Below are 19,148 nucleotides of genomic sequence, written 5' to 3' on the forward strand. Positions count from 1 at the left end.
TACATATAATGAATGGAGAAAGAAAAATGTTATTAAATCAACGTTTTACAATTGGGGAAATGGCGAAAATGCATAATATAGCGGAATCTACATTACGTTATTATGATGAAAAAGGGATTTTTCATCCGTCAATTGTTGACCCTCAAACCAATTATCGTTATTACACAATTGATCAGTTTTCACTATTAGATACGATTAAATTTTTACGCCAATTGAACATCCCATTAAAGGAAATAAAGAAATATATTGATGAACGAAATCCATCTTATGCGCTGAATTTACTTGAAAAACAACAAGAAATGATGCTGAAAAAACAAAGAGAAATCGAGTATGCTTTGGCAAAAATGGAACATAAAATCCATTTAATGAAGAAAGCGACGAAATCTGAAGCAAATCAAATTATTTATAAAAAGATACCGAAACGAAAAATTACAGCAATTGCAGTTGCACCAAATACAACGGATGATATGTTTGAATATTATATCCATTCGTTGCAAAAAAATATGAAGCAAATTGATAATAGTTTATTTTCAGGTGATATCGGTGTAACAGTTTCAAAAAAAGCATTAATGCAAAATGAATTTCAAGCATATAACAGTGTGTTTATTTTATTGGATTACATGCCTTTTGAAGCGCATACTTCAGATGAAATAAAAGAAGGGATATTTGCCTGTTCTTATCACCATGGACCATATGAAGAAACAGACGCAACGTATACGGAATTATTAAAGCACATTGATAACGAAGGATATGAAGTGTGCGGAGATGCACTGGAACTTGCATTAATTGATTGGTCCGTAACAGAAAATCCGAAGGAGCAAGTAACGGAAATTCAAATACCTGTTGTTAAAAAATAGGCTTATATATTTTTCGATTCTCTATTGACCTTCAAGTAACTTGAAGGTTTAAACTGTGAACAGAGCATTGAAAAAGGAGCATTTATATGATGGAAACAACAGAAAAATTAAGAGAAAAACCAATTAAAAGTTTATTTATTACGTATTTAATACCAGCTGTTCTTGGGATGGTATTAATGTCGGTTAATATTGTGATTGATGCAGTCATGATTAGTAGAGGAGTTGGAGCAAACGGTTTAGCCGGAGTAAACGTAGCTATTCCAGCATTTTCAATTTTCTTCTCTATTTCATTATGGATTGGAATGGGCGGAGCAACGCTATATTCCATTGCACTAGGTGAAAATAAACTGGAAAGAGCAAGGTCTATCTTTACTCAATCTATGACAGTAGCAGTTGTTATCGTTGGCGTTTTAGCGGCTATTTGCTTATGGAGAATAGAAGATTTAGCATATTTATTTGGTGCGAATGAAGTGATTTTACCATACGCATTAGACTATTTACAGGTGTTATTAACATTTGGAATGATATACGTTTTAGAAAATATTTTAAGTACATTTATACGAAATGACGGAAATCCTAATTTAGCAATGGCAGGTCTTGTTGTAACGGCTGTATTAAATATAGTGTTCGACTATATTTTTATTTTCATCTTTGGATGGGGTGTAACTGGTGCTGCTTCAGCGACTATTCTTTCGGCAGCAATTGGTTTCCTTGTATTATTAACTCACTTTTTTAGAAAAAATAGTGTTTTAAAGTGGACGAAATTCCATTTTGAATGGGATACGGTTAAACAAATTATGGTGATCGGTTTCCCAAGCTTTACAGCAGAAAGTACAGTTGCAATCGTAACGATCGGTTTTAATATTGCGTTCGTTCAATATGCAGGAGAACTAGGTGTAGCTTCTTATGCGATGGTGAATAGTATTCATGCAATGACATTGCTATTATTCTTCGGTGTTGGTGCAGCGTTACAACCAATCGCTAGTTTCCATTACGGTGCAAATTTATCAGAAAGATTACGTGAAGGATTGCAGTTCGCTGTAAAAATTGCGGTAGTACTCGGAGGTATTGCAATTGTCATCGGTTTATTCTTCGGGAAATATATTATTGGTTTATTTGATGTTCAATCGCCAGAACTACTGGAGTTAACGTTAACAGGTATTAGTTTATTCTTTATTCAATATGTATTTTTAGGCTATAACATTGTATACGGAGAATACTTCCAATCAGTGCGACAAACGAAAAAATCAGTACTTATAATAATGAGCCGAGGTTTACTATTTGTTATCCCATTGTTATGGATTATGCCAAAAGTATTTGGTATAACTGGAATTTGGCTCGTTATGCCAGTAGCGGAAGTATTGACAGCAATTATCGTATTTACGATGAATCGCATGAAACATCCTGTTCCGTTAAACATGGCGAGAGAGAAGGAAGCAATATAGTGAAGAAAATCCCCTTGAACAAGTCAAGGGGATTTTTTTATTCTTTTAAACTAATCGCAAAAGATCCATCTGTCTCCTGAACAGAAGCGAAAGCCACATTTTTAATATTTGTAACGCCTTTCTCCATTAACTCTGCATGTAACCACTTTTCATTTTTATGGATTAATTTTAAGTTATCGTATTGAATTTGTGAATCAACGATAAGAGCAATTGGTAAGCCTGCATACTTAACATCTATATTCATATCTTTTGGAGTCAGAGGCACAAGTTCTCTTTTTGGTAAAATACTAATAGCTCCATTCGCTTCTAATATCGCATACTCAATTTCATGAACACTTGGATATCCTGCGACGCGAAGGTTAGAAAGCAATTCAGGGATCGGATATCTACTTTTTTGTAAGTTCTCAAAAATAATATCACCATGTTTAATTAAAATAATGGGGTGTCCGAGAATAAAACGATTTAGTTTGTTGAGTAGGCTTAATTTTGTAAGAAGCAAATGCAAACATGTAATAACGACCATACCGAGAAATGCTTGTAAAGCACCAGCGACTGGTATGGCTTGAAAAGCTAAATAGGATAAAAAGATAATAGCCCCAAAATCATGAGGAGTTAGTTGTGCTAATGCAGATTTACCAAGTAGCTTAAGTGATAGTAAAAATAAGATAAAAAAGAATGATACGTTACATAAAAAGAGAAGCAATAGGGACACTCCTTCGTGCGAAGTTGTACTTACTATTCCCGAAATTAATAGAAATATTACCTTTTGGAGGATAAATTAGGGTTAATTGGAATTTGTCTGTATACAAACGAATAAATGGATATTATGATGAAGGAAGTAAAGGAAATAGGGGTATATGGATATGAGAAAGAAGAAAATAATCAAGTATATTTTAGTTGTTATAATGATTTGCGCCGTATATGCGGGTTTTTTACAATATAACATTTATAAGCATGGGCATATGAATGCAATTGATGATGCGGATTATATAATTGTACTAGGATCGAAAGTAAATGGAACAAAACCTTCTTATTCATTGCAATATCGTATTGATAAAGCAGCTGAGTATTTAAAATTACATGATAAAACAATTGCTATTGTATCTGGAGGCCAAGGAAAAGGTGAAGATATTACAGAAGCATTAGCGATGAAACAAGGATTAATGAAACAAAATATTGCAGAAGACCGCATTATAATGGAAGATAAGTCGACGAGCACAGATGAAAATATTAAATTCTCAAAACCGTTAATTCCAGCCAATATGAAAAAAGGTATGATCGTAACAAACGATTTCCATATGTTTAGAGCGAAAAAAATAGCTGCAAAACAAGGTTTGCAATTAGAAGGGCTTCCGGCCAAAACACCGAAGCCAATTATCATTCCATCGAATGTACGAGAATATTTAGCGATTACGCAATATTGGTTTATGAATCGAATATAGTGAAAGTAATCCCGCCCGAAATTTGAGGCGGGATTTATTTCGAGGGAAATCTTACAAAAATGTCATGTTCATGAAAGGTAAAGCGATAGTTTCTGGAAAGGTTTCCTGACATAATGAAGGTAACAAAAAACTTTAGAGGTGAATCGGATGAAAGGAAATAATATTTTATCTTCGTTATGTTACTTTAGTATCTTTTTTGCACCATTTTTACTACCAATTATCGTGTACTTCGTTGCGGAAGATGAAGTGAAATACCACGCAAAAAAAGCATTTTGGTCACATGTTTTCCCATACGCAATTTTATTTGGAGGATTAGCAGTGTCGGGCGTATACGGTTTAAGCTTCAATCAATCTGATGGTGCTGGAATTGGAATGATGATCACATATGCAGTGTTCATTCTTGTAGGGATTTATTACTTCATTTGGAATATCGTAAAAGGTATTAAAGTGTTGAAAGCAGCTTAACAAGCATTGCATAACAGCATATAAATTCGTCGTTATTTGCCAAAACGTCGATATAATTTCATATACCGTATTAATAAACATTAAAAAAGAGCAATTCGAAAAGAATTGCTCTTTTTGTGCTTATAAGTTGTGAATAATGAAAAAGATATGGTAATTTTTCATTATGAAGAGAAAAAAGGAGTGATTTTCATGAATGAGATGATACATAAAATGGAGAAACACGTTTCAGTTCGTAAATATAAAGAAGAACCAATTTCAAAAGAGATAGTAGAAAGAATGGTGCAAGCTGCACAACATGCGGCTTCCTCACATTTTGTACAGGCGTATTCTCTTATATATGTAACAGATCAAGAACTCAAGGGTAAACTAGCTGAGTTATCCGGGAATCGTCACGTGAAAGACTGCGCAGCATTCTTTGTTTGTTGTGCAGACTTAAAGCGACTTGAAATGGCATGTGAAAAACATGGAACAGAGATTAAACATGAGGGAGTAGAGGACTTTATTGTAGCAACAGTAGATGCCTCATTATTTGCACAAAACTTAGCACTTGCAGCTGAATCTTTAGGATACGGTATTTGTTATATTGGCGGAATTCGTAATAACCCGAAAGAAGTGAGTGAATTGCTTCATTTACCGGATAAAGTATATCCGGTATTCGGAATGACAGTCGGAGTACCAGATGAAGAGCATGGAGTAAAACCACGATTACCGGTAGCAGCAATTCTTCATGAAAATGGATACGATGAAAAGAAATATGATGAATTATTAAACGAATATGATGAAACGATGAGTGCGTATTACAAGGAAAGATCGTCAAATCAAAAAAACGTAACATGGACAGAATCAATGAGTTCATTTATGTCCAAAGAGAAAAGAATGCATATGAAAGAGTTTTTAAATGAAAAAGGATTAAATAAGAAATGAGTAAAAAGGACAAACCTGAGATATTAGCTTAAGCTATAACATCACATGCAAAACCGAAGCTAAGAAAGCGAGACTCGCTTTCTCAACTTCGGTTTTTATTTGTTATTATATAAAATAAAAATTAATAAATTTTTACAAAAGTGATAGAAAATGAGAATGAAATGCCAATAGTAAGTAAAAGCAGCTGCTAAAGGGGAACTGAGGAAGGAAGATGTTTATGATTTTCGATTCTGAAGAGGATTTAATTATAGCTATGAAAAAACGCGATCAAGATGCTTTGAAAGAAGTGATTGATCAATATGGAAAATTAATTTTGTACATTATTCATAAATCATTAAGTACCCCTATTGAAAAACAATATGTGGATGATTGTTATAATGATGTATTTACTGTCATTTGGTTTAATATCGACCAATTTGATATAGAAAAGGGCAACTTAAAATCTTGGATGATTGGTATTACTAAATTAAAGGCATTGGAATATAAAAAGAAAGTATATAAAGAGAATAAAATTGATAAAGATGTAGAAGTAGATACAGGTATCCATGATAGGTATGAAATAGAACAAGAAGAAGAGATTATGGAAATCGTACAAGATTTAAATACGAAGGATCGATATATCTTTTTAAAGAGGTATATTGATGGGTATTCCATTGACGATATTGCAAAAGAATTAAAAGTAACGGCTGATTATATATACAATCGAATTTCTCGTGGGAAGAAAAAACTTCAAAAACTGTGGAAAGGGAGTGTGTAATATGGATAAAAGATTATTGTCGATGTTAAATGAGCTCCAATATTCAGATGAAGAAATTGTACGTTTAGAAAAAGAGGCGAATGAGTCTATCAATATAGATAAGTATTATGTGAGAAATGGAGATCTACTAAAAAAAATAACTTTACAAATGTTAGAAGAATCAATTAGGAACGAATTACAAACTGGTGAAGAAATTGAGAAGGAACTATTAGTAGACGAAGGATATATGACAAATAATAAAGTAATACCAAATATATATTACGTAGGAGCTACTTTTTATTATTATATCGTTTTAACAAATAAAAGAGTAATCATGAAAGGATTAGATTGTTATTTTAAAAAAACAAATGAGCATAGCATGCCAATAGAGGATATACAATCTATTTCGCAACATAAAAAAATGAAAAATGTCTTTGAGATCAAATATAATAACACTCATATACAATTTGGAAGTATTGAGTATGCACGTGAAGTTGCAATGATAGTTATGGAGTTAAAAAAACGTGGAGTAAAAGTAGAAAAGTATACAGATTTTGAAAAAGGGTTTTTCTTATTTTTTAATATATTCGTGATAGTAAGTGCAGGTCTTTGCTTTATAAAATATTTAATGTAAAAAGCGGCATAATAGCCGCTTTTTATCGTTTTATTTAGTATTCGATTTAAAATATTTGTCTTATGAAAGAACGATTATTGCTAATTGTAAACTGCCAATAAAGTTATTTAAGTTTTGATATAGAATGCCCCACCGCACTTGAAAATGCAGCAATAATTTCGTTTGAACCTATCTATTATTGTGCACTATCTAAAGCAGCCTCTATAACAAGTTCAAACTTTCAATAAGAAGATACCCCCCCGTGCAACTTAAAAGGATATACGTAAATATTTTAAAAATCCGTTGATTAAGCCATTTGAAGATAATTTGACCTATAAACAAACCTAGAAATACGATTGGAATTGCATAAAAACTTGATTCCCAAATTGTTTTGTTTGTGCCAGTAAAGAGTATTTGAGTTATGAGACTAATGAAATATATAAACAGATAAAAAGCCAAAGTAGTTGCTCTCAACTTCTCTTTTTTCGTATCAGTTCCTGTAAAGTAAAGTAACAGGGGTGGTCCTGGCATACCGATACTTGTCGTTAAAAGACCGGATAATCCACCCACTAAGAAATCTCTAGATTTTGTTGATTTAATCTTAAAGTTGCATATTAGCATCAACGTTAATAGTAAGAGCAGGATGCTAATTGCTAATTTAAATGTGTTGATGTTAATGGAAATGAAAATTAAAATACCAAAAGGAACACCAACTATACTTCCGAAAATTAATCTTTTCAGTAGAATAAAATCAATGTCCATTCTTATTTTCCAAATGAGTGATATGGAAATAATTAATGATAAAATGATATTTATTTGTATAGCTTCTTGTGGTAGAAATAGCATGAGTAAGAAAGGTGTTGCCATAATAGAAAAGCCAAAACCTGTACTTGTTTGTAAAATAGAAGCTACTAATATAATACATATGAAAATGAATATAATCTCCCAAATAGCCCCCCTACATAATCAGATCCAATAAATATTTTAACATAAAGTGAAATTTTAATCAGTGGGGGTTTTGTTCATCCCCCACTGATTATTAGCCCACACCAATTGGGATCTTACTGCCCGGCAAATAGCCGCTTTTTATGTTGCGGTTAATATTCCAAAGATGATCCTGTAGCTTTAAAATATTTTTCTCGTGAAGGCGTCATTACCCGGATTGCTAATAAACAGGAAAGGAAAAGAATGAGTAATGAACTACTGATTACAGTAATTTGAACGGAAAGAAATTGTGCGGATGCTCCAATTGCTAAAATGAAAAAGATTTGGATGAAATTTTTTATTGAATCAAACACGCTATCGATACGTCCTATCATATGTACAGGGATGTTATTTTGATAAAATGTTATAAAGCCAGTACCAGCAAATGATGAAGAAATGCCAAGTAAAATGAAACCGCTCGCTGCGACTATAAATGAATTTGAAAAGGCAAAAATCACATAACCTATTGCTGTGAAAATCATACCTAATCCGATACAATGTTGAATTGCTAATCGTTTGGCAAAGAGAGAGACGAGAAATGAACCGCAAACGTAAGCAGCACCAGTTATACTAACAAGCATGCTATATTCTATATCGGATAAAAACAGTACTTGATTTGTGAAAACAACTTCTTGTGAATCGAGTGCCATAGAAACAAGCATAGTGGATTGAAATAAAACGAATATGAGAATAATGTAAGTTTCCGTTCGAGCGAATGAAAAAACTTGTTTCCAATCACTTCGTAATGTTTGTACGAAAGTATTTGCAACCTCTTCGTTTTGCTTTGTTTGTAATGTAATGTTTGGCAAGAAGTAAATGAGAATTGTAGAAAGTAGAAATGAAAGTGAATTGCAGTAAATAACAAAGTCTGCCGAGTAAGTAGTGAGAAGTATTCCAGAAAGAGCTGGACCGATAATAAAAGCCCCGTTTGTACATAAGCTATTCCAAGCATTGAATTGAGCGCGCTCTTCAGCTCGTATGAGCATTGTTTTATAAGTGAATGAAGCTGGATCGAAAAATGATGTAGCAATGCGAGTCAAAAAGATAAAAATATAAATGGCCCAAATAGAATCAAATAGTGGAATACAGCCGATGAGAACTGCTCGAATAATATCTGCGATGAGCATAATTGACCGTTTATTTAATCGATCTACAATACTACCAGACCATATTTTTGTAACAACGGTGGCAATTGGACCTACAATCCATAATCCTGCTACAGCAGCAGGGGAGTTTGTGCTATTTAACACCATTAAGTTTAGAGCGATGAGATACATAAAATCACCTAAACGAGAAATTCCTGTTCCCGACAATAATAATAATTTATTTTTCATAAACAATTGGACCTTTCTTTCATTGTTTTTTAATCCGGCAGGAAATAGCGTATTCTTCTTCTGAGGCTGATTGACGAGCGGTTTTGCTTTCCCAGCGTAATAAAACTTGTGAGAGCTCCCAAGTGAGTTGTTGTAATTCCTCTGGAGTTAAAAATAAATGAGATACAATATGGCTCCCTGTATTTGTTCCTTCCGTTCCTGCTTCTTCAATATAGAAGTGAGCAGATTTTGCTTTATAGTACTTTTCAATAATCCCTCGTTTTTCCTTTGTATCTACTAATTCAAGTAAGCCTCCGTCAAATAAAATTTGGATGTGATAGTGAACGCTACCAGCAGATTTATTTAGTTTAGTAGATACTTGTTTTGCAGTGAGTGTTTCGTCTTTTAAAAGGTGAAGAATTTGAATGCGAGTTGCATTGGAAATTAGCTTTTGTTGTTCTGCTGAAATGGTAAGTCGATCCTCAAACATTATTTTAGCCCCTTTCTTATAATCTAAATTTATTGTACATTCTAAAAAATTAGAACGTAAGAGAAATAAATCGCCTTTTTCTTGTGAATTTCGACAAAAATAAAAATGGCATGTACATATACATGCCATTAAGTGATAGTAGATTCTTCACTAAGTTCCCCGCCATAAAACAAGAAAAGCCATATAAAACTAACAAAAATACAGCATATAGCTAACAAGCTACCAATTACTTGAGGAGAAAGGATTTCTAAAAGCCATCCTGTAATAAACATAGATAACTGAATAAGAAATCCGTAAATGGAATAATGGAATGAAAAGACTTTACCCATCATATTTTCCTTCGTGTAAGTTTGAAGCAATGTCGTATCAAGTGGAACGATGATTCCTCCTGCTATGCGCATACAAAATAGAGTAATGATACCGATAATAAGTTGATCGGATAGAATGAATCCGAGAAAGAAAATTCCTTGTAGTAAATAGGCCAAGCCAAATGATCTTTTCATGTTGTCTTCATTTTTAGACATATAAAGATTAACGAGGAGACTGCCAATCATAAGTCCAGCCCCTTGAACCATATATAAAATGCCAATGTTAGTGTGGAAGATTCTTTCGGCATAGATTGTTAGAAGTAACTGATAGGCACCTCCAATAATGCCCCATGAAATGCCGACAAGAATTAATGTTAAAATAATTTTGCTTTGTAATATGTATGTATAACCATCTTTTATATCAGTAAAAAATGCTTTTTTCGTGGTAAAAGTATCACGAGCAGGAATACTCATTTTATAAATAATATAGGCTGAAATAAAGTATGATAGGCTATTAATAAAAAAGGCAATCTCGATACTTAAAGATTGTGCAATGAGCCCACCTAAAGAAGCTCCCATAATAGACATAAAACCATTGATTGTACTAGAAAGAGAGTTAGCGGTTACGAAATGCTTTTGATGTACGATATTTTTTAGAGTTGATTGCTTAGCAGGCTCGAATAAGCAAGAGAGTACTGATAAGCATATATTAGAAACGAAAATAATTTCAATTTTGTAGAATGCTAATAAATAAGTGAGGACGATAATTCCTCGTAAAATATCGGTAAAAATCATAATTTTCTTTTTTGAAAAACGGTCTACAATTCCGCCTATGAATGGGCTCAGAAGAAGTTGAGATAACCCTTTGCTCATAAAGGTGAGTGCTAACATAAATGAAGATTCTGTTATGCTATAGACGAGTGTTAATAAAGCGACAGTATGAAACCAATCCCCAAGTACACTTAATGTTTGACCATAAAATAGTTTTTTAAAGTTTTTATTTGTTCTAAGAAGTGTGGAATAAGAAACTGATTGCACTGACATAAAAATTAATCCCTATCTATTGGCGATGTTTGTACATGCTTTTTCCATTCACTTAAATACATTTTCTCTGCTTTAGGTAGTCCAACAGGTAATTGTGCAATGAATTCTAAACTATTTCCATCAGGATCGTTAAAATATACGGAGGCGTGTGCTAATTCTGGAAAAACGATTGGCTCAATTGGCTCCATTCCAAAGTCTTTTCGCGCTGGAATTCCTTTCTGTTTGAGCCAGTGTATTGCGTTTTCTAAATCGTGTAAGCTTACTTGGAAAGCGATATGTCGTAAGGATGGATGATAATTGACTTTGTATTCTTTTCCTTCCCAAAGACCAATCCAACTTTCATTTTCTACAATCCAAAAGAAGGCGATATCGTTGTCTCTTTTATATAATTTTAACCCCAGTGATTCATAAAAAGGTATCGAAATTTCTAAATTACAGACAGGTAAATGTGCTTCATAAAGACCTTTAATCATTATAATCCTCCTTAATAAAAATGTTTCTTATTCCATAGTAAACGATTTCTTGTTAGTTGAAATCACAAAAAAGATGGACATAAATTCATACGAAAGTATGAAAAAACAGCTCAAATATGAGCTGTTTTCGTATAGTTTTTAGTTAACCTATTTCATTCATTTAGAGTTTAGCGAAAAGGATACGTATTATATTTAAAACCCTCCGCCGCCACCCCAACAGCTACATCCGATAATGATTAGAAGGATGAATAGCACGATGAGTAAAGCAAATCCACCGCCGAAACCAGCGCAACTACCACCAAAGCTCATGTTTTTTCCTCCTTTTTAGGAAATTAATCTATATAACTAATGGATTACTTTATAAGATATGTTTTTATTTAGAAAAGGAGCAAGTCTTACTTCTAATTAGACAAGAGCCTGTGATCGGATTTAAATGTGATATTTACTTTGTTTCATAGCGCTTTTTTAAAAATGGTAAAACAATATGGAAGTGTATACTAGGTGAATGTATTGCAAATGAAAGGGGTATGTAACTTACAATTACATTAAAGTTTCTTTTCATAAATATAAAATTTGTAAAAAAAGCCATTTTTTTATTTTTTTATGAGTGGAAATGTACTATAATTTTACAAGTAATATTATGGGAAAAGGGAGTTTTAGTATAGAGATGGAGATGGGACAATTACACAATAAAATAGAACACAAAAAGAAAGAGTTAATTCAACTTGTTGCTAGGCATGGATTAGATCATGATAAAGTTTTGTTATTTAGTCGGGATTTAGATATACTAATTAATAAGTTTATGAATATAAAAGACAAAGTATGTAAGTGATTAATCTTTAATTTTTTATATTAGGATTATTTACTGATAAAGGAGAGAACAGTTATTGGAACATTTACAAGAAGAGTTGTATAAACAAATAAAAGAAGAAAAAGGTGCAGTTACTATATTTTTAAAGAGCGGAGTAAGAATAGTAGGGGAAGTAGTTGGAGTAGATAGATTTACAGTATTAATATTAGTAGATGGAAAACAACAACTTATTTATAAGCAGGCAATATCAACAATTATGAAATAAGACACTCATTTTGAGTGTCTTATTTCATAATTAAATGATTACTGTTTGCATGCTTCAACGTCAATGCCGGCAGCGAGTAATTTTTTTTCTCCGTCTTGTTCAATGATTTTTTGTAATTTAGATAAGAAAGAGTCAAAATCTGTATGTTTACCAACTTGGAAAGTCATTTTATGCTCAATTGGTAGCCAAGTATCAATATCAGCTTCGTTATGCTGAATTTTCACTTCAAGTTTATCAAGTGCATTAGCAACTTTTGCTTCATACGTTTCTTTCGCTTCGAACTCCATCCATAAATCGTATAATTCCACGCCAAGAGAACCTTCTAGTGTACGTTTAATATTTAAAATAGCCTTTTGCTCATTTTTTTGTTTTTGTAATTGTAATTCACGGCTATTCATCGTATCGAAGGCGGGGATGTCACCAGCTTCTGCTTCAACAAGGTCGTGAATAATAACCATTTTAAGTAATTTTTCTATATTTACTTTTTGATCCAAATAAGGCTCAACTAAGATAGCCATTAGGGACATACGCCACGTATGTTCAGCAACACTTTCTTGACGTCCGTTAGAAAGCCAACTATGTCGCATTTCATATTTTAGTTTTTCTGCTAATGCAATGACTTGCAAAATGTTATGTTCCATCGAGATCCTCCTCATATTTCCATACTATAATTCTAATGTGGAAATGAAATGTGTCAATTTTATGAGTATATTGCGATAAATAGATGATAAGCGTATAATGAATGTTATATGTGAAAACGCATTATTAAAATAAAAAAATGTTTTATAAAAATGATAAGGAAGGGAAGGAATATGGGAGACGAAAATCAAGTATTAGCTAGACCACAAAGAAAAAAAAGGAAGTTTGAAATTTCTAGCCCAATTGGCATTATAGTAGGTTTTGCCATTGTAATAGCGGCAATCATGTTTGGCGGTGGTGGAATAAAAGGGTTTAAAAATTTCTTAGATGTTTCATCTATTTTAATTGTCGTAGGGGGAACAACAGCGACAATCGTTGTGGCATATAGATTTGGAGAAATAAAAAAATATATGAAAAGTATTTTTACTGTTTTACATAGAAGAGAAGAAGATTTAGAACAGTTAACGGATTTGTTCGTTGATTTTTCGAAAAAATCGAAAAAACATGGATTGCTTTCATTAGAAGTTGATGGAGAGCAAGTAGACAATCCTTTTATTCAAAAGGGAATTCGTTTAATGTTAAGCGGCTATGATGAAGCGGAATTAAAAGAAGTGTTAATGAAAGATGTTGAAACTGAAGTGTATGAGTTAAGAAAAGGAGCGACATTATTAGATAAGATTGGTGATTTCGCTCCAGCATGGGGCATGATAGGAACGTTAATTGGTCTTATTATTATGTTGCAAAACTTACAAGATACTTCACAAATTGGTACAGGGATGGCCGTTGCAATGTTGACGACATTATATGGATCTATTATTGCAAATATGATTGCAATACCGCTATCTGAAAAAGTGTATCGTGGTATTGAAGATTTGTATACAGAGAAGAAGTTTGTAATAGAAGCAATTTCAGAGCTGTACCGAGGACAAATTCCTTCCAAATTAAAGTTAAAACTTGATACATACGTATATGAAACGAAGATAAAAAAAGAAAAACGAGCAGCCTAGTAGTTTGAGGAGTGGTAAGATGAGTAAGCGACCGGAAAAAGGAGCGCCTCGTTGGATGACGACTTTTACTGATTTAATGATGTTATTGCTAACTTTCTTTGTATTACTAGTTGCGACTTCAGAGCAAGATACAGTAAAATTATCAAAGATGCTTGAAAAGTTTAGTGACGCGGAGCAAGTAAATGCAAAAGCAATGGAAAATACAATACCAGATATTTCACATGAAAAAAATGATGAAAAAGCAGTTTCAAAAAAGCGCATGGATGAATTGTATAAAAAGTTAAAAGCATATGTGGATAATAATGGTGTTAGTCAAGTGAATGTATATCGAGAAGATACAGGTGTTAGCATCGTTATAGTAGACAATTTAATATTCGATACGGGTGATGCGAATGTTAAGGTGGAAGCGAAAGAAGTAATTAGTCAATTAGTAGGGTTCTTCCAATCGGTACCAAATCCAATTGTTGTAGAAGGACATACGGATAGCAGACCGATTCATAATGAAAAATTCCCTTCCAACTGGGAATTATCTTCAGCGCGTGCAGCTAATATGATTCATCATTTAATTGAAGTGTATAATGTGGATGATAAAAGGTTAGCAGCGGTAGGATATGCAGACACAAAACCAGTAGCACCAAATGATTCACCGCAAAATTGGGAGAAGAACCGTCGCGTTGTAATATATATTAAGGAATAATATATTTCTATTTTAGTAATAAAATAATAAAAATACAGAAATTCTTTTAAAAAAATATTAAATTTTATCGTTTTATTTTGTATAATGAGTGAGAATGATAAGGTGAAATATTAAGATATTTTTATACATAGTAAGGAGAGAACCGAAAAGAATGGCACATAAAATTTTAGTTGTAGATGATGCGATGTTCATGCGAACAATGATTAAAAACTTGTTAAAAAGTAATTCTGAATTTGAAGTTATCGGTGAAGCAGAGAATGGCGTAGAAGCGATTCAAAAGTATAAAGAGCTTCAACCTGATATTGTAACACTAGATATTACGATGCCTGAAATGGACGGACTTGAAGCATTAAAAGAAATTATGAAAATTGATTCGAGTGCAAAGGTTGTCATTTGTTCCGCAATGGGACAACAAGGTATGGTGTTAGATGCGATTAAGGGCGGGGCAAAAGACTTTATTGTAAAGCCATTCCAAGCGGATCGTGTTATTGAAGCTTTAACAAAAGTAGCAAACAGCTAATATAAGGGGTGCCACAAGGAATCAAAACAATGATAGTAGATAGATATGTGGCCCCCCTTTTTTCTTGTTTTAAAACACTAAATTGTTATACATAAATGAAATGTTTGTTAGACAGGTAGGGGATTAAAATGCAAACAGATCTATTAAATATATTTTTTGAAGAAGCAGAAGAACATTTACAGTCGCTAAATGAAAATGTGCTAAATTTAGAACGCAATCCTGCCGATATGGGTGTTGTAGGAGAAATATTCCGCTCAGCTCATACATTTAAAGGTATGTCTGCGAGTATGGAATTTACAGAAATGGCGGATTTAACGCATAAGATGGAAAGTGTTTTAGACGAAATCCGTCACGGAAATATGATGGTGAATGCTAATATTATTGATGTTATTTTTGAATGTATTGATAATTTAGAAAAGATGGTTGCAGATGTGCAGCAAGGCGGAATGGGTAATATAGATGTTGTATCAACGAAACTTAAATTAGAAGCATTATTGAATGGCAATGTAGAAGCTTCTATGGAAAATGTAGAGCAAAGTAGTATAAATAATGATGATACAGTTTCTCATGAAGTGTATATAACTGTTGAACAACAAGCTATTTTAAAAGCGGTACGTGCCATTATGTGTATTGAAGCGTTACAAAATTTAGGTAATATACAAAAAACGGTTCCAAGCATTGAAGAAATTGAAGCGGATGCTTTTGGATTTGAGTTTACAGTACATATGAATACTGATCATAGTGTTGAAGAATTGAAACGAGTAGTGCTTCATGTTTCTGAAATTGAGAAAGTAGAAGTGAAGCAAGGTAGTCATAAAGTACAAGAAGTCGTACAGGTGGAAGAAACGATTCCACAGGTTGAAACCAGACAGCTGAAGTCACCTTTAGAACTGGCAATTCAACCGGTGAGCAATACGTCAACTAAAAGTACTACAAAAACGAAAAATGCTAAAGTGGAGAATCGTTCTATTCGTGTTCAGTTAGAAAAAATCGAAACATTAATGAATATGTTTGAAGAAAGTGTAATTGAGCGTGGACGAATTGATGAATTAGCAGAAACGATTCAAAATAAGGAGTTAATCGAGCATTTAAATCGATTAGGGGATATTTCAAAAGATATTCAAAATGTACTATTAAATATGCGTATGGTACCAATTGAAACAGTTTTCAATCGTTTCCCGCGTATGGTGCGCATGTTAGCGAAAGATTTAGGGAAAAAAATCGATTTACAAATTACAGGTGAAGATACTGAAGTTGATAAAATAGTTATTGATGAAATTGGTGATCCACTCGTTCATTTAATTCGCAATGCAATTGATCATGGTATTGAAACTGTCGAAAACCGACGTGATGCCGGGAAAAATGAGACAGGTACTATTAAATTAGAGGCGTTTCATAGTGGAAATCATGTCGTAATCCAAATTACTGATGATGGAAATGGTATTCATAAAGGAAAAGTATTAGAAAAAGCGATAAAAAATGGTGTTGTAACGGAATCAGAGGCAAATAAATTAACGGATCGTGAAGTGTTTGATCTTATCTTCCAACCGGGATTTAGTACAGCGGAAGTTGTATCTGACCTTTCTGGACGTGGGGTTGGATTAGATGTTGTTAAACATACGATTCATAGTTTAGGTGGGCATTTAATTATTGATTCTGAAGAAGGAAAGGGAAGTACATTCAGAATTGAACTTCCGTTAACATTGTCTATTATTCAATCAATGCTTGTTCAAACAAATGATACGCGTTATGCGTTGCCTCTCGGTAATATAGTCGAAGCGATTCGAATTCAAAAGGAAGACGTTCAATCATTACAAGGAAAAGACGTTTTAAATTATCGCAATCAAATTATTGAAGTAAAACATTTAAACACTGTATTTGGTGAAAAAACAGTAGAGGATGCGTTTGCATCATATGATAGTCAAATGGTTCCTGTATTAATTGTTCGTAATTCACGTCGTAGCTATGGACTTATTGTCAACACAATTATCGGTCAAAGAGAAATAGTCTTAAAGTCATTAGGCGACTTCTTTGCAGAGAGCTCTAACTGTTTCTCTGGTGCGACAATTCTCGGTGATGGACGAGTGGTCCTCATTTTAAACCCGGAAGGTTTATAATAGGAATGAAGGAAGCTCCCCACTTGTATACAATTGGGGAGCTTTTGGGTTAGAAATATTCATTAAGTGTGTGACAACTGTCGTTTGCAAATATTGTGGGAATAATACGTTTGATAAATATAACGAGTGTAATAGACAGTTTATCCCACTATTTGTGGGCAGTAAAACTTCCACCTCAAAATTCGATTGGAACAAAGAAGTTAGGTGGGAGCTCTGCTGCCCGTAAACGCCCAATTGGTGAGGGCTGATAATCAGTGGGGGAGGAACAAAACCCCACTGATTAAAGTTTCACTTTATATCGTTGAAAGAAAAACAGAAATGGGGAGGCAAGGAAAATGCCTGAGCAACACACAAAAGGGAATGCGAGCACGATTGTGCTCGAAAAAGAAAATGAGCATTTAACGCCTCAAGAATGCGATATTCTTGGTGAGATTGCAAATATATCATTTGGTTCAGCTTCGACTGTATTATCAACAATCTTAAATAGGCAAGTAAACATTACTGCTCCTCGTATAGAATTGGTAGATTTATATAATACAAGCGATGTTGAAGTTCCACATGTTGTGTTAAATATTCATTTTACAAAAGGATTAGATATGGAAAATCTTCTTGTCCTTAAGCAAGATGTTGCATTATCAATTGCTGATTTAATGATGATGGGGACAGGTGAAGTGGAAGAAGGAAAAGAACTTGGTGAATTAGAGCTAAGTGCTGTACAAGAAGCGATGAATCAAATGATGGGATTCGCAGCTACATCTATGTCGGAATTCTTCCAAGATACAGTAGATATGTCTCCGCCGACAATTAAAGTCGTAAAGCTATCAGAAGAGATGGAGAAAATCACTGAAATAACTGGAAATAACACAATTGTTAAAGTATCGTTTGATTTAAAAATAGATAACCTTGTAAACTCTAAACTTGTGCAAATTGTTTCAGTTGAACATGCGAAACGGATGATAAATAAATTACTGCAATTATCTGGTGAAGTAGAAAAAACAGAGACTCCAGTTGAAGAGGTAGTAACTGAAATTGTAGAAGAACATGTAGAAAAAGAGCAATTAACACAAGAAGAGAAAGATGTGCTTGGTGAAATTGCGAATATTTCAATCGGTTCGGCGTCAACAGTACTATCGACGCTTTTAAATCAGCCTGTCACTATTAGTACACCAAGTGTAGAGGCTATTAATGTTCGCCATTATGACGGAGTGCCAGTTCCATTTGTTATATTAAATGTCGATTTTGTTGAAGGATTAAAGAATGAGAATGTATTCGTATTTACGAAAGATGTTGCTTTAACAATGGTAGATTTAATGATGATGGGAACGGGTGAAATTGATCCGGAGAAAGAGCTAAGTGAATTAGAGTTAAGTGGCATTAAAGAAATTATGAACCAAATGATGGGGCATGCTGCAACAGCAATGTCAGAAATATTTAAAGAAAAAATGGATATGACACCACCAGATGTTAAATTTATTTCGTTAAAAGAAGAAATGGAGTATTTGGGAGAGTCGATGGCAGTTGACGAACTCGTTCAAATTACTTTTAATCTTGAAATTGGTGATCTCCTTCAGTCAAAGATGTATCAAATACTACCAATATCAGAAGCGAAAGAAATGGTTAGAAGACTTCTTTATCCGATGATGGAAGAGCAAGAAGAAATAGTTGAGGAAGTTATTGAAGAGGAAGAAATTCCTGCACCAGTCGTACAGCCAATTGAATATAAAGAAGTCAAGCAAGTTGAGCCAGTGTATATGGATGCATCTATTATACAAAATGTAGAAATGAATGTTAAATTTGTATTTGGAAGTACAGTGAAGACAATTCAAGATATTTTAAGTTTACAAGAAAACGAAGCAGTCGTACTTGATGAAGATATTGATGAACCCATTCAAATTTATGTGAACGATGTATTAGTTGCGTATGGAGAGCTTGTAAATGTAGATGGGTTTTTCGGAGTGAAAGTGACGAAATCGCTCTAGGGCGTCGAAATAGGAGTTT

At 33.4% G+C, this 19,148-nt stretch carries 22 protein-coding genes; 14 read left to right on the forward strand and 8 right to left on the reverse strand.

Annotated features, from left to right (window positions below; genetic code table 11):
- Positions 1-26 precede the first annotated feature (26 nt).
- Positions 27-857 carry a MerR family transcriptional regulator gene (locus ABH957_RS07065; RefSeq protein WP_002086530.1) on the forward strand — a complete coding sequence of 277 codons (831 nt, stop codon included), beginning with the start codon at positions 27-29 and terminating at the stop codon, positions 855-857.
- An 89-nt stretch (positions 858-946) separates the two neighbouring features.
- Entirely contained in the window at positions 947-2,302 is a 1,356-nt protein-coding gene (locus ABH957_RS07070; protein WP_219303702.1) for an MATE family efflux transporter, read from the forward strand.
- A 37-nt stretch (positions 2,303-2,339) separates the two neighbouring features.
- Here ABH957_RS07070 and ABH957_RS07075 read toward each other — a convergent pair whose 3' ends face one another.
- Positions 2,340-3,005: a DUF421 domain-containing protein gene (locus ABH957_RS07075; protein WP_219301895.1), complete on the reverse strand. Its 666-nt coding sequence runs from the start codon at positions 3,003-3,005 to the stop codon at positions 2,340-2,342.
- Between the two features lie 160 nt (positions 3,006-3,165).
- Here ABH957_RS07075 and ABH957_RS07080 point away from each other — a divergent pair, with 160 nt between their 5' ends.
- From ABH957_RS07080 to ABH957_RS07100, 5 genes are all read left to right on the forward strand, one after another.
- Complete coding sequence (locus ABH957_RS07080; RefSeq protein ID WP_033708135.1) at positions 3,166-3,744, forward strand: YdcF family protein; 579 nt, start codon at positions 3,166-3,168, stop codon at positions 3,742-3,744.
- Between the two features lie 147 nt (positions 3,745-3,891).
- Positions 3,892-4,209 carry a magnetosome magnetite crystal formation protein family gene (locus tag ABH957_RS07085; RefSeq protein WP_002064599.1) on the forward strand — a complete coding sequence of 106 codons (318 nt, stop codon included), beginning with the start codon at positions 3,892-3,894 and terminating at the stop codon, positions 4,207-4,209.
- A gap of 189 nt (positions 4,210-4,398) precedes the next feature.
- Positions 4,399-5,133: an oxygen-insensitive NADPH nitroreductase gene (gene nfsA, locus ABH957_RS07090; RefSeq protein ID WP_063217923.1), complete on the forward strand. Its 735-nt coding sequence runs from the start codon at positions 4,399-4,401 to the stop codon at positions 5,131-5,133.
- A 211-nt stretch (positions 5,134-5,344) separates the two neighbouring features.
- Positions 5,345-5,890 carry a sigma-70 family RNA polymerase sigma factor gene (locus tag ABH957_RS07095; protein WP_404456001.1) on the forward strand — a complete coding sequence of 182 codons (546 nt, stop codon included), beginning with the start codon at positions 5,345-5,347 and terminating at the stop codon, positions 5,888-5,890.
- Between the two features lies 1 nt (position 5,891).
- Positions 5,892-6,503 carry a PH domain-containing protein gene (locus ABH957_RS07100; protein WP_097871722.1) on the forward strand — a complete coding sequence of 204 codons (612 nt, stop codon included), beginning with the start codon at positions 5,892-5,894 and terminating at the stop codon, positions 6,501-6,503.
- A 201-nt stretch (positions 6,504-6,704) separates the two neighbouring features.
- Here the strand turns inward: ABH957_RS07100 and ABH957_RS07105 are convergent, their stop codons facing one another.
- From ABH957_RS07105 to ABH957_RS07130, 6 genes are all read right to left on the reverse strand, one after another.
- The gene (locus ABH957_RS07105; RefSeq protein WP_404511018.1) at positions 6,705-7,433 is read right to left on the reverse strand and encodes a sulfite exporter TauE/SafE family protein; all 729 of its coding nucleotides are present in this window, start codon (positions 7,431-7,433) and stop codon (positions 6,705-6,707) included.
- A gap of 146 nt (positions 7,434-7,579) precedes the next feature.
- Positions 7,580-8,800 (reverse strand): MFS transporter, encoded by a 1,221-nt coding sequence (locus tag ABH957_RS07110; RefSeq protein WP_000791669.1) that lies wholly within the window; start codon positions 8,798-8,800, stop codon positions 7,580-7,582.
- Positions 8,801-8,819: 19 nt separating this feature from the next.
- Positions 8,820-9,269, reverse strand: coding sequence for an ArsR/SmtB family transcription factor (locus tag ABH957_RS07115; protein ID WP_113938438.1), 450 nt, complete (start codon positions 9,267-9,269; stop codon positions 8,820-8,822).
- A gap of 128 nt (positions 9,270-9,397) precedes the next feature.
- Positions 9,398-10,621: an MFS transporter gene (locus ABH957_RS07120; protein WP_404510839.1), complete on the reverse strand. Its 1,224-nt coding sequence runs from the start codon at positions 10,619-10,621 to the stop codon at positions 9,398-9,400.
- A 5-nt stretch (positions 10,622-10,626) separates the two neighbouring features.
- Entirely contained in the window at positions 10,627-11,094 is a 468-nt protein-coding gene (locus ABH957_RS07125; protein ID WP_033730498.1) for a VOC family protein, read from the reverse strand.
- 192 nt (positions 11,095-11,286) lie between these two features.
- Positions 11,287-11,403: a YjcZ family sporulation protein gene (locus tag ABH957_RS07130; RefSeq protein ID WP_000007805.1), complete on the reverse strand. Its 117-nt coding sequence runs from the start codon at positions 11,401-11,403 to the stop codon at positions 11,287-11,289.
- Positions 11,404-11,707: 304 nt separating this feature from the next.
- Here ABH957_RS07130 and ABH957_RS07135 point away from each other — a divergent pair, with 304 nt between their 5' ends.
- Positions 11,708-11,926, forward strand: coding sequence for an aspartyl-phosphate phosphatase Spo0E family protein (locus ABH957_RS07135; protein WP_002189061.1), 219 nt, complete (start codon positions 11,708-11,710; stop codon positions 11,924-11,926).
- Between the two features lie 55 nt (positions 11,927-11,981).
- Positions 11,982-12,170, forward strand: coding sequence for an RNA chaperone Hfq (hfq, locus tag ABH957_RS07140; protein WP_002012071.1), 189 nt, complete (start codon positions 11,982-11,984; stop codon positions 12,168-12,170).
- A gap of 38 nt (positions 12,171-12,208) precedes the next feature.
- Here hfq and ABH957_RS07145 read toward each other — a convergent pair whose 3' ends face one another.
- Complete coding sequence (locus ABH957_RS07145; protein ID WP_061688870.1) at positions 12,209-12,811, reverse strand: HD domain-containing protein; 603 nt, start codon at positions 12,809-12,811, stop codon at positions 12,209-12,211.
- Positions 12,812-12,982: 171 nt separating this feature from the next.
- On the opposite strand from ABH957_RS07145, the gene ABH957_RS07150 reads away from it, so the two are divergent.
- From ABH957_RS07150 to ABH957_RS07170, 5 genes are all read left to right on the forward strand, one after another.
- Positions 12,983-13,816 carry a MotA/TolQ/ExbB proton channel family protein gene (locus tag ABH957_RS07150; RefSeq protein WP_131245961.1) on the forward strand — a complete coding sequence of 278 codons (834 nt, stop codon included), beginning with the start codon at positions 12,983-12,985 and terminating at the stop codon, positions 13,814-13,816.
- A gap of 19 nt (positions 13,817-13,835) precedes the next feature.
- Complete coding sequence (locus ABH957_RS07155; protein ID WP_404510841.1) at positions 13,836-14,513, forward strand: OmpA family protein; 678 nt, start codon at positions 13,836-13,838, stop codon at positions 14,511-14,513.
- A gap of 151 nt (positions 14,514-14,664) precedes the next feature.
- Positions 14,665-15,033: a response regulator gene (locus tag ABH957_RS07160; RefSeq protein ID WP_000940577.1), complete on the forward strand. Its 369-nt coding sequence runs from the start codon at positions 14,665-14,667 to the stop codon at positions 15,031-15,033.
- A gap of 128 nt (positions 15,034-15,161) precedes the next feature.
- Entirely contained in the window at positions 15,162-17,150 is a 1,989-nt protein-coding gene (locus tag ABH957_RS07165; RefSeq protein ID WP_404456021.1) for a chemotaxis protein CheW, read from the forward strand.
- Between the two features lie 335 nt (positions 17,151-17,485).
- Entirely contained in the window at positions 17,486-19,129 is a 1,644-nt protein-coding gene (locus ABH957_RS07170) for a flagellar motor switch protein (protein WP_404456024.1), read from the forward strand.
- Positions 19,130-19,148 lie beyond the last annotated feature (19 nt).

The organism is Bacillus sp. RC242, from assembly GCF_044908245.1.
GTDB lineage: Bacteria > Bacillota > Bacilli > Bacillales > Bacillaceae_G > Bacillus_A > Bacillus_A mycoides.

Coding starts and splice junctions, on each gene's coding strand:
- ABH957_RS07065 (WP_002086530.1), top strand. CDS start 27: ATGTTATTAAATCAACGTTTTACAATTGGGGAAATGGCGAAAATGCAT.
- ABH957_RS07070 (WP_219303702.1), top strand. CDS start 947: ATGGAAACAACAGAAAAATTAAGAGAAAAACCAATTAAAAGTTTATTT.
- ABH957_RS07080 (WP_033708135.1), top strand. CDS start 3,166: ATGAGAAAGAAGAAAATAATCAAGTATATTTTAGTTGTTATAATGATT.
- ABH957_RS07085 (WP_002064599.1), top strand. CDS start 3,892: ATGAAAGGAAATAATATTTTATCTTCGTTATGTTACTTTAGTATCTTT.
- nfsA (WP_063217923.1), top strand. CDS start 4,399: ATGAATGAGATGATACATAAAATGGAGAAACACGTTTCAGTTCGTAAA.
- ABH957_RS07095 (WP_404456001.1), top strand. CDS start 5,345: ATGTTTATGATTTTCGATTCTGAAGAGGATTTAATTATAGCTATGAAA.
- ABH957_RS07100 (WP_097871722.1), top strand. CDS start 5,892: ATGGATAAAAGATTATTGTCGATGTTAAATGAGCTCCAATATTCAGAT.
- ABH957_RS07110 (WP_000791669.1), bottom strand. CDS start 8,800: ATGAAAAATAAATTATTATTATTGTCGGGAACAGGAATTTCTCGTTTA.
- ABH957_RS07115 (WP_113938438.1), bottom strand. CDS start 9,269: ATGTTTGAGGATCGACTTACCATTTCAGCAGAACAACAAAAGCTAATT.
- ABH957_RS07120 (WP_404510839.1), bottom strand. CDS start 10,621: ATGTCAGTGCAATCAGTTTCTTATTCCACACTTCTTAGAACAAATAAA.
- ABH957_RS07125 (WP_033730498.1), bottom strand. CDS start 11,094: ATGATTAAAGGTCTTTATGAAGCACATTTACCTGTCTGTAATTTAGAA.
- ABH957_RS07130 (WP_000007805.1), bottom strand. CDS start 11,403: ATGAGCTTTGGTGGTAGTTGCGCTGGTTTCGGCGGTGGATTTGCTTTA.
- ABH957_RS07135 (WP_002189061.1), top strand. CDS start 11,708: ATGTACTATAATTTTACAAGTAATATTATGGGAAAAGGGAGTTTTAGT.
- ABH957_RS07145 (WP_061688870.1), bottom strand. CDS start 12,811: ATGGAACATAACATTTTGCAAGTCATTGCATTAGCAGAAAAACTAAAA.
- ABH957_RS07150 (WP_131245961.1), top strand. CDS start 12,983: ATGGGAGACGAAAATCAAGTATTAGCTAGACCACAAAGAAAAAAAAGG.
- ABH957_RS07155 (WP_404510841.1), top strand. CDS start 13,836: ATGAGTAAGCGACCGGAAAAAGGAGCGCCTCGTTGGATGACGACTTTT.
- ABH957_RS07160 (WP_000940577.1), top strand. CDS start 14,665: ATGGCACATAAAATTTTAGTTGTAGATGATGCGATGTTCATGCGAACA.
- ABH957_RS07165 (WP_404456021.1), top strand. CDS start 15,162: ATGCAAACAGATCTATTAAATATATTTTTTGAAGAAGCAGAAGAACAT.
- ABH957_RS07170 (WP_404456024.1), top strand. CDS start 17,486: ATGCCTGAGCAACACACAAAAGGGAATGCGAGCACGATTGTGCTCGAA.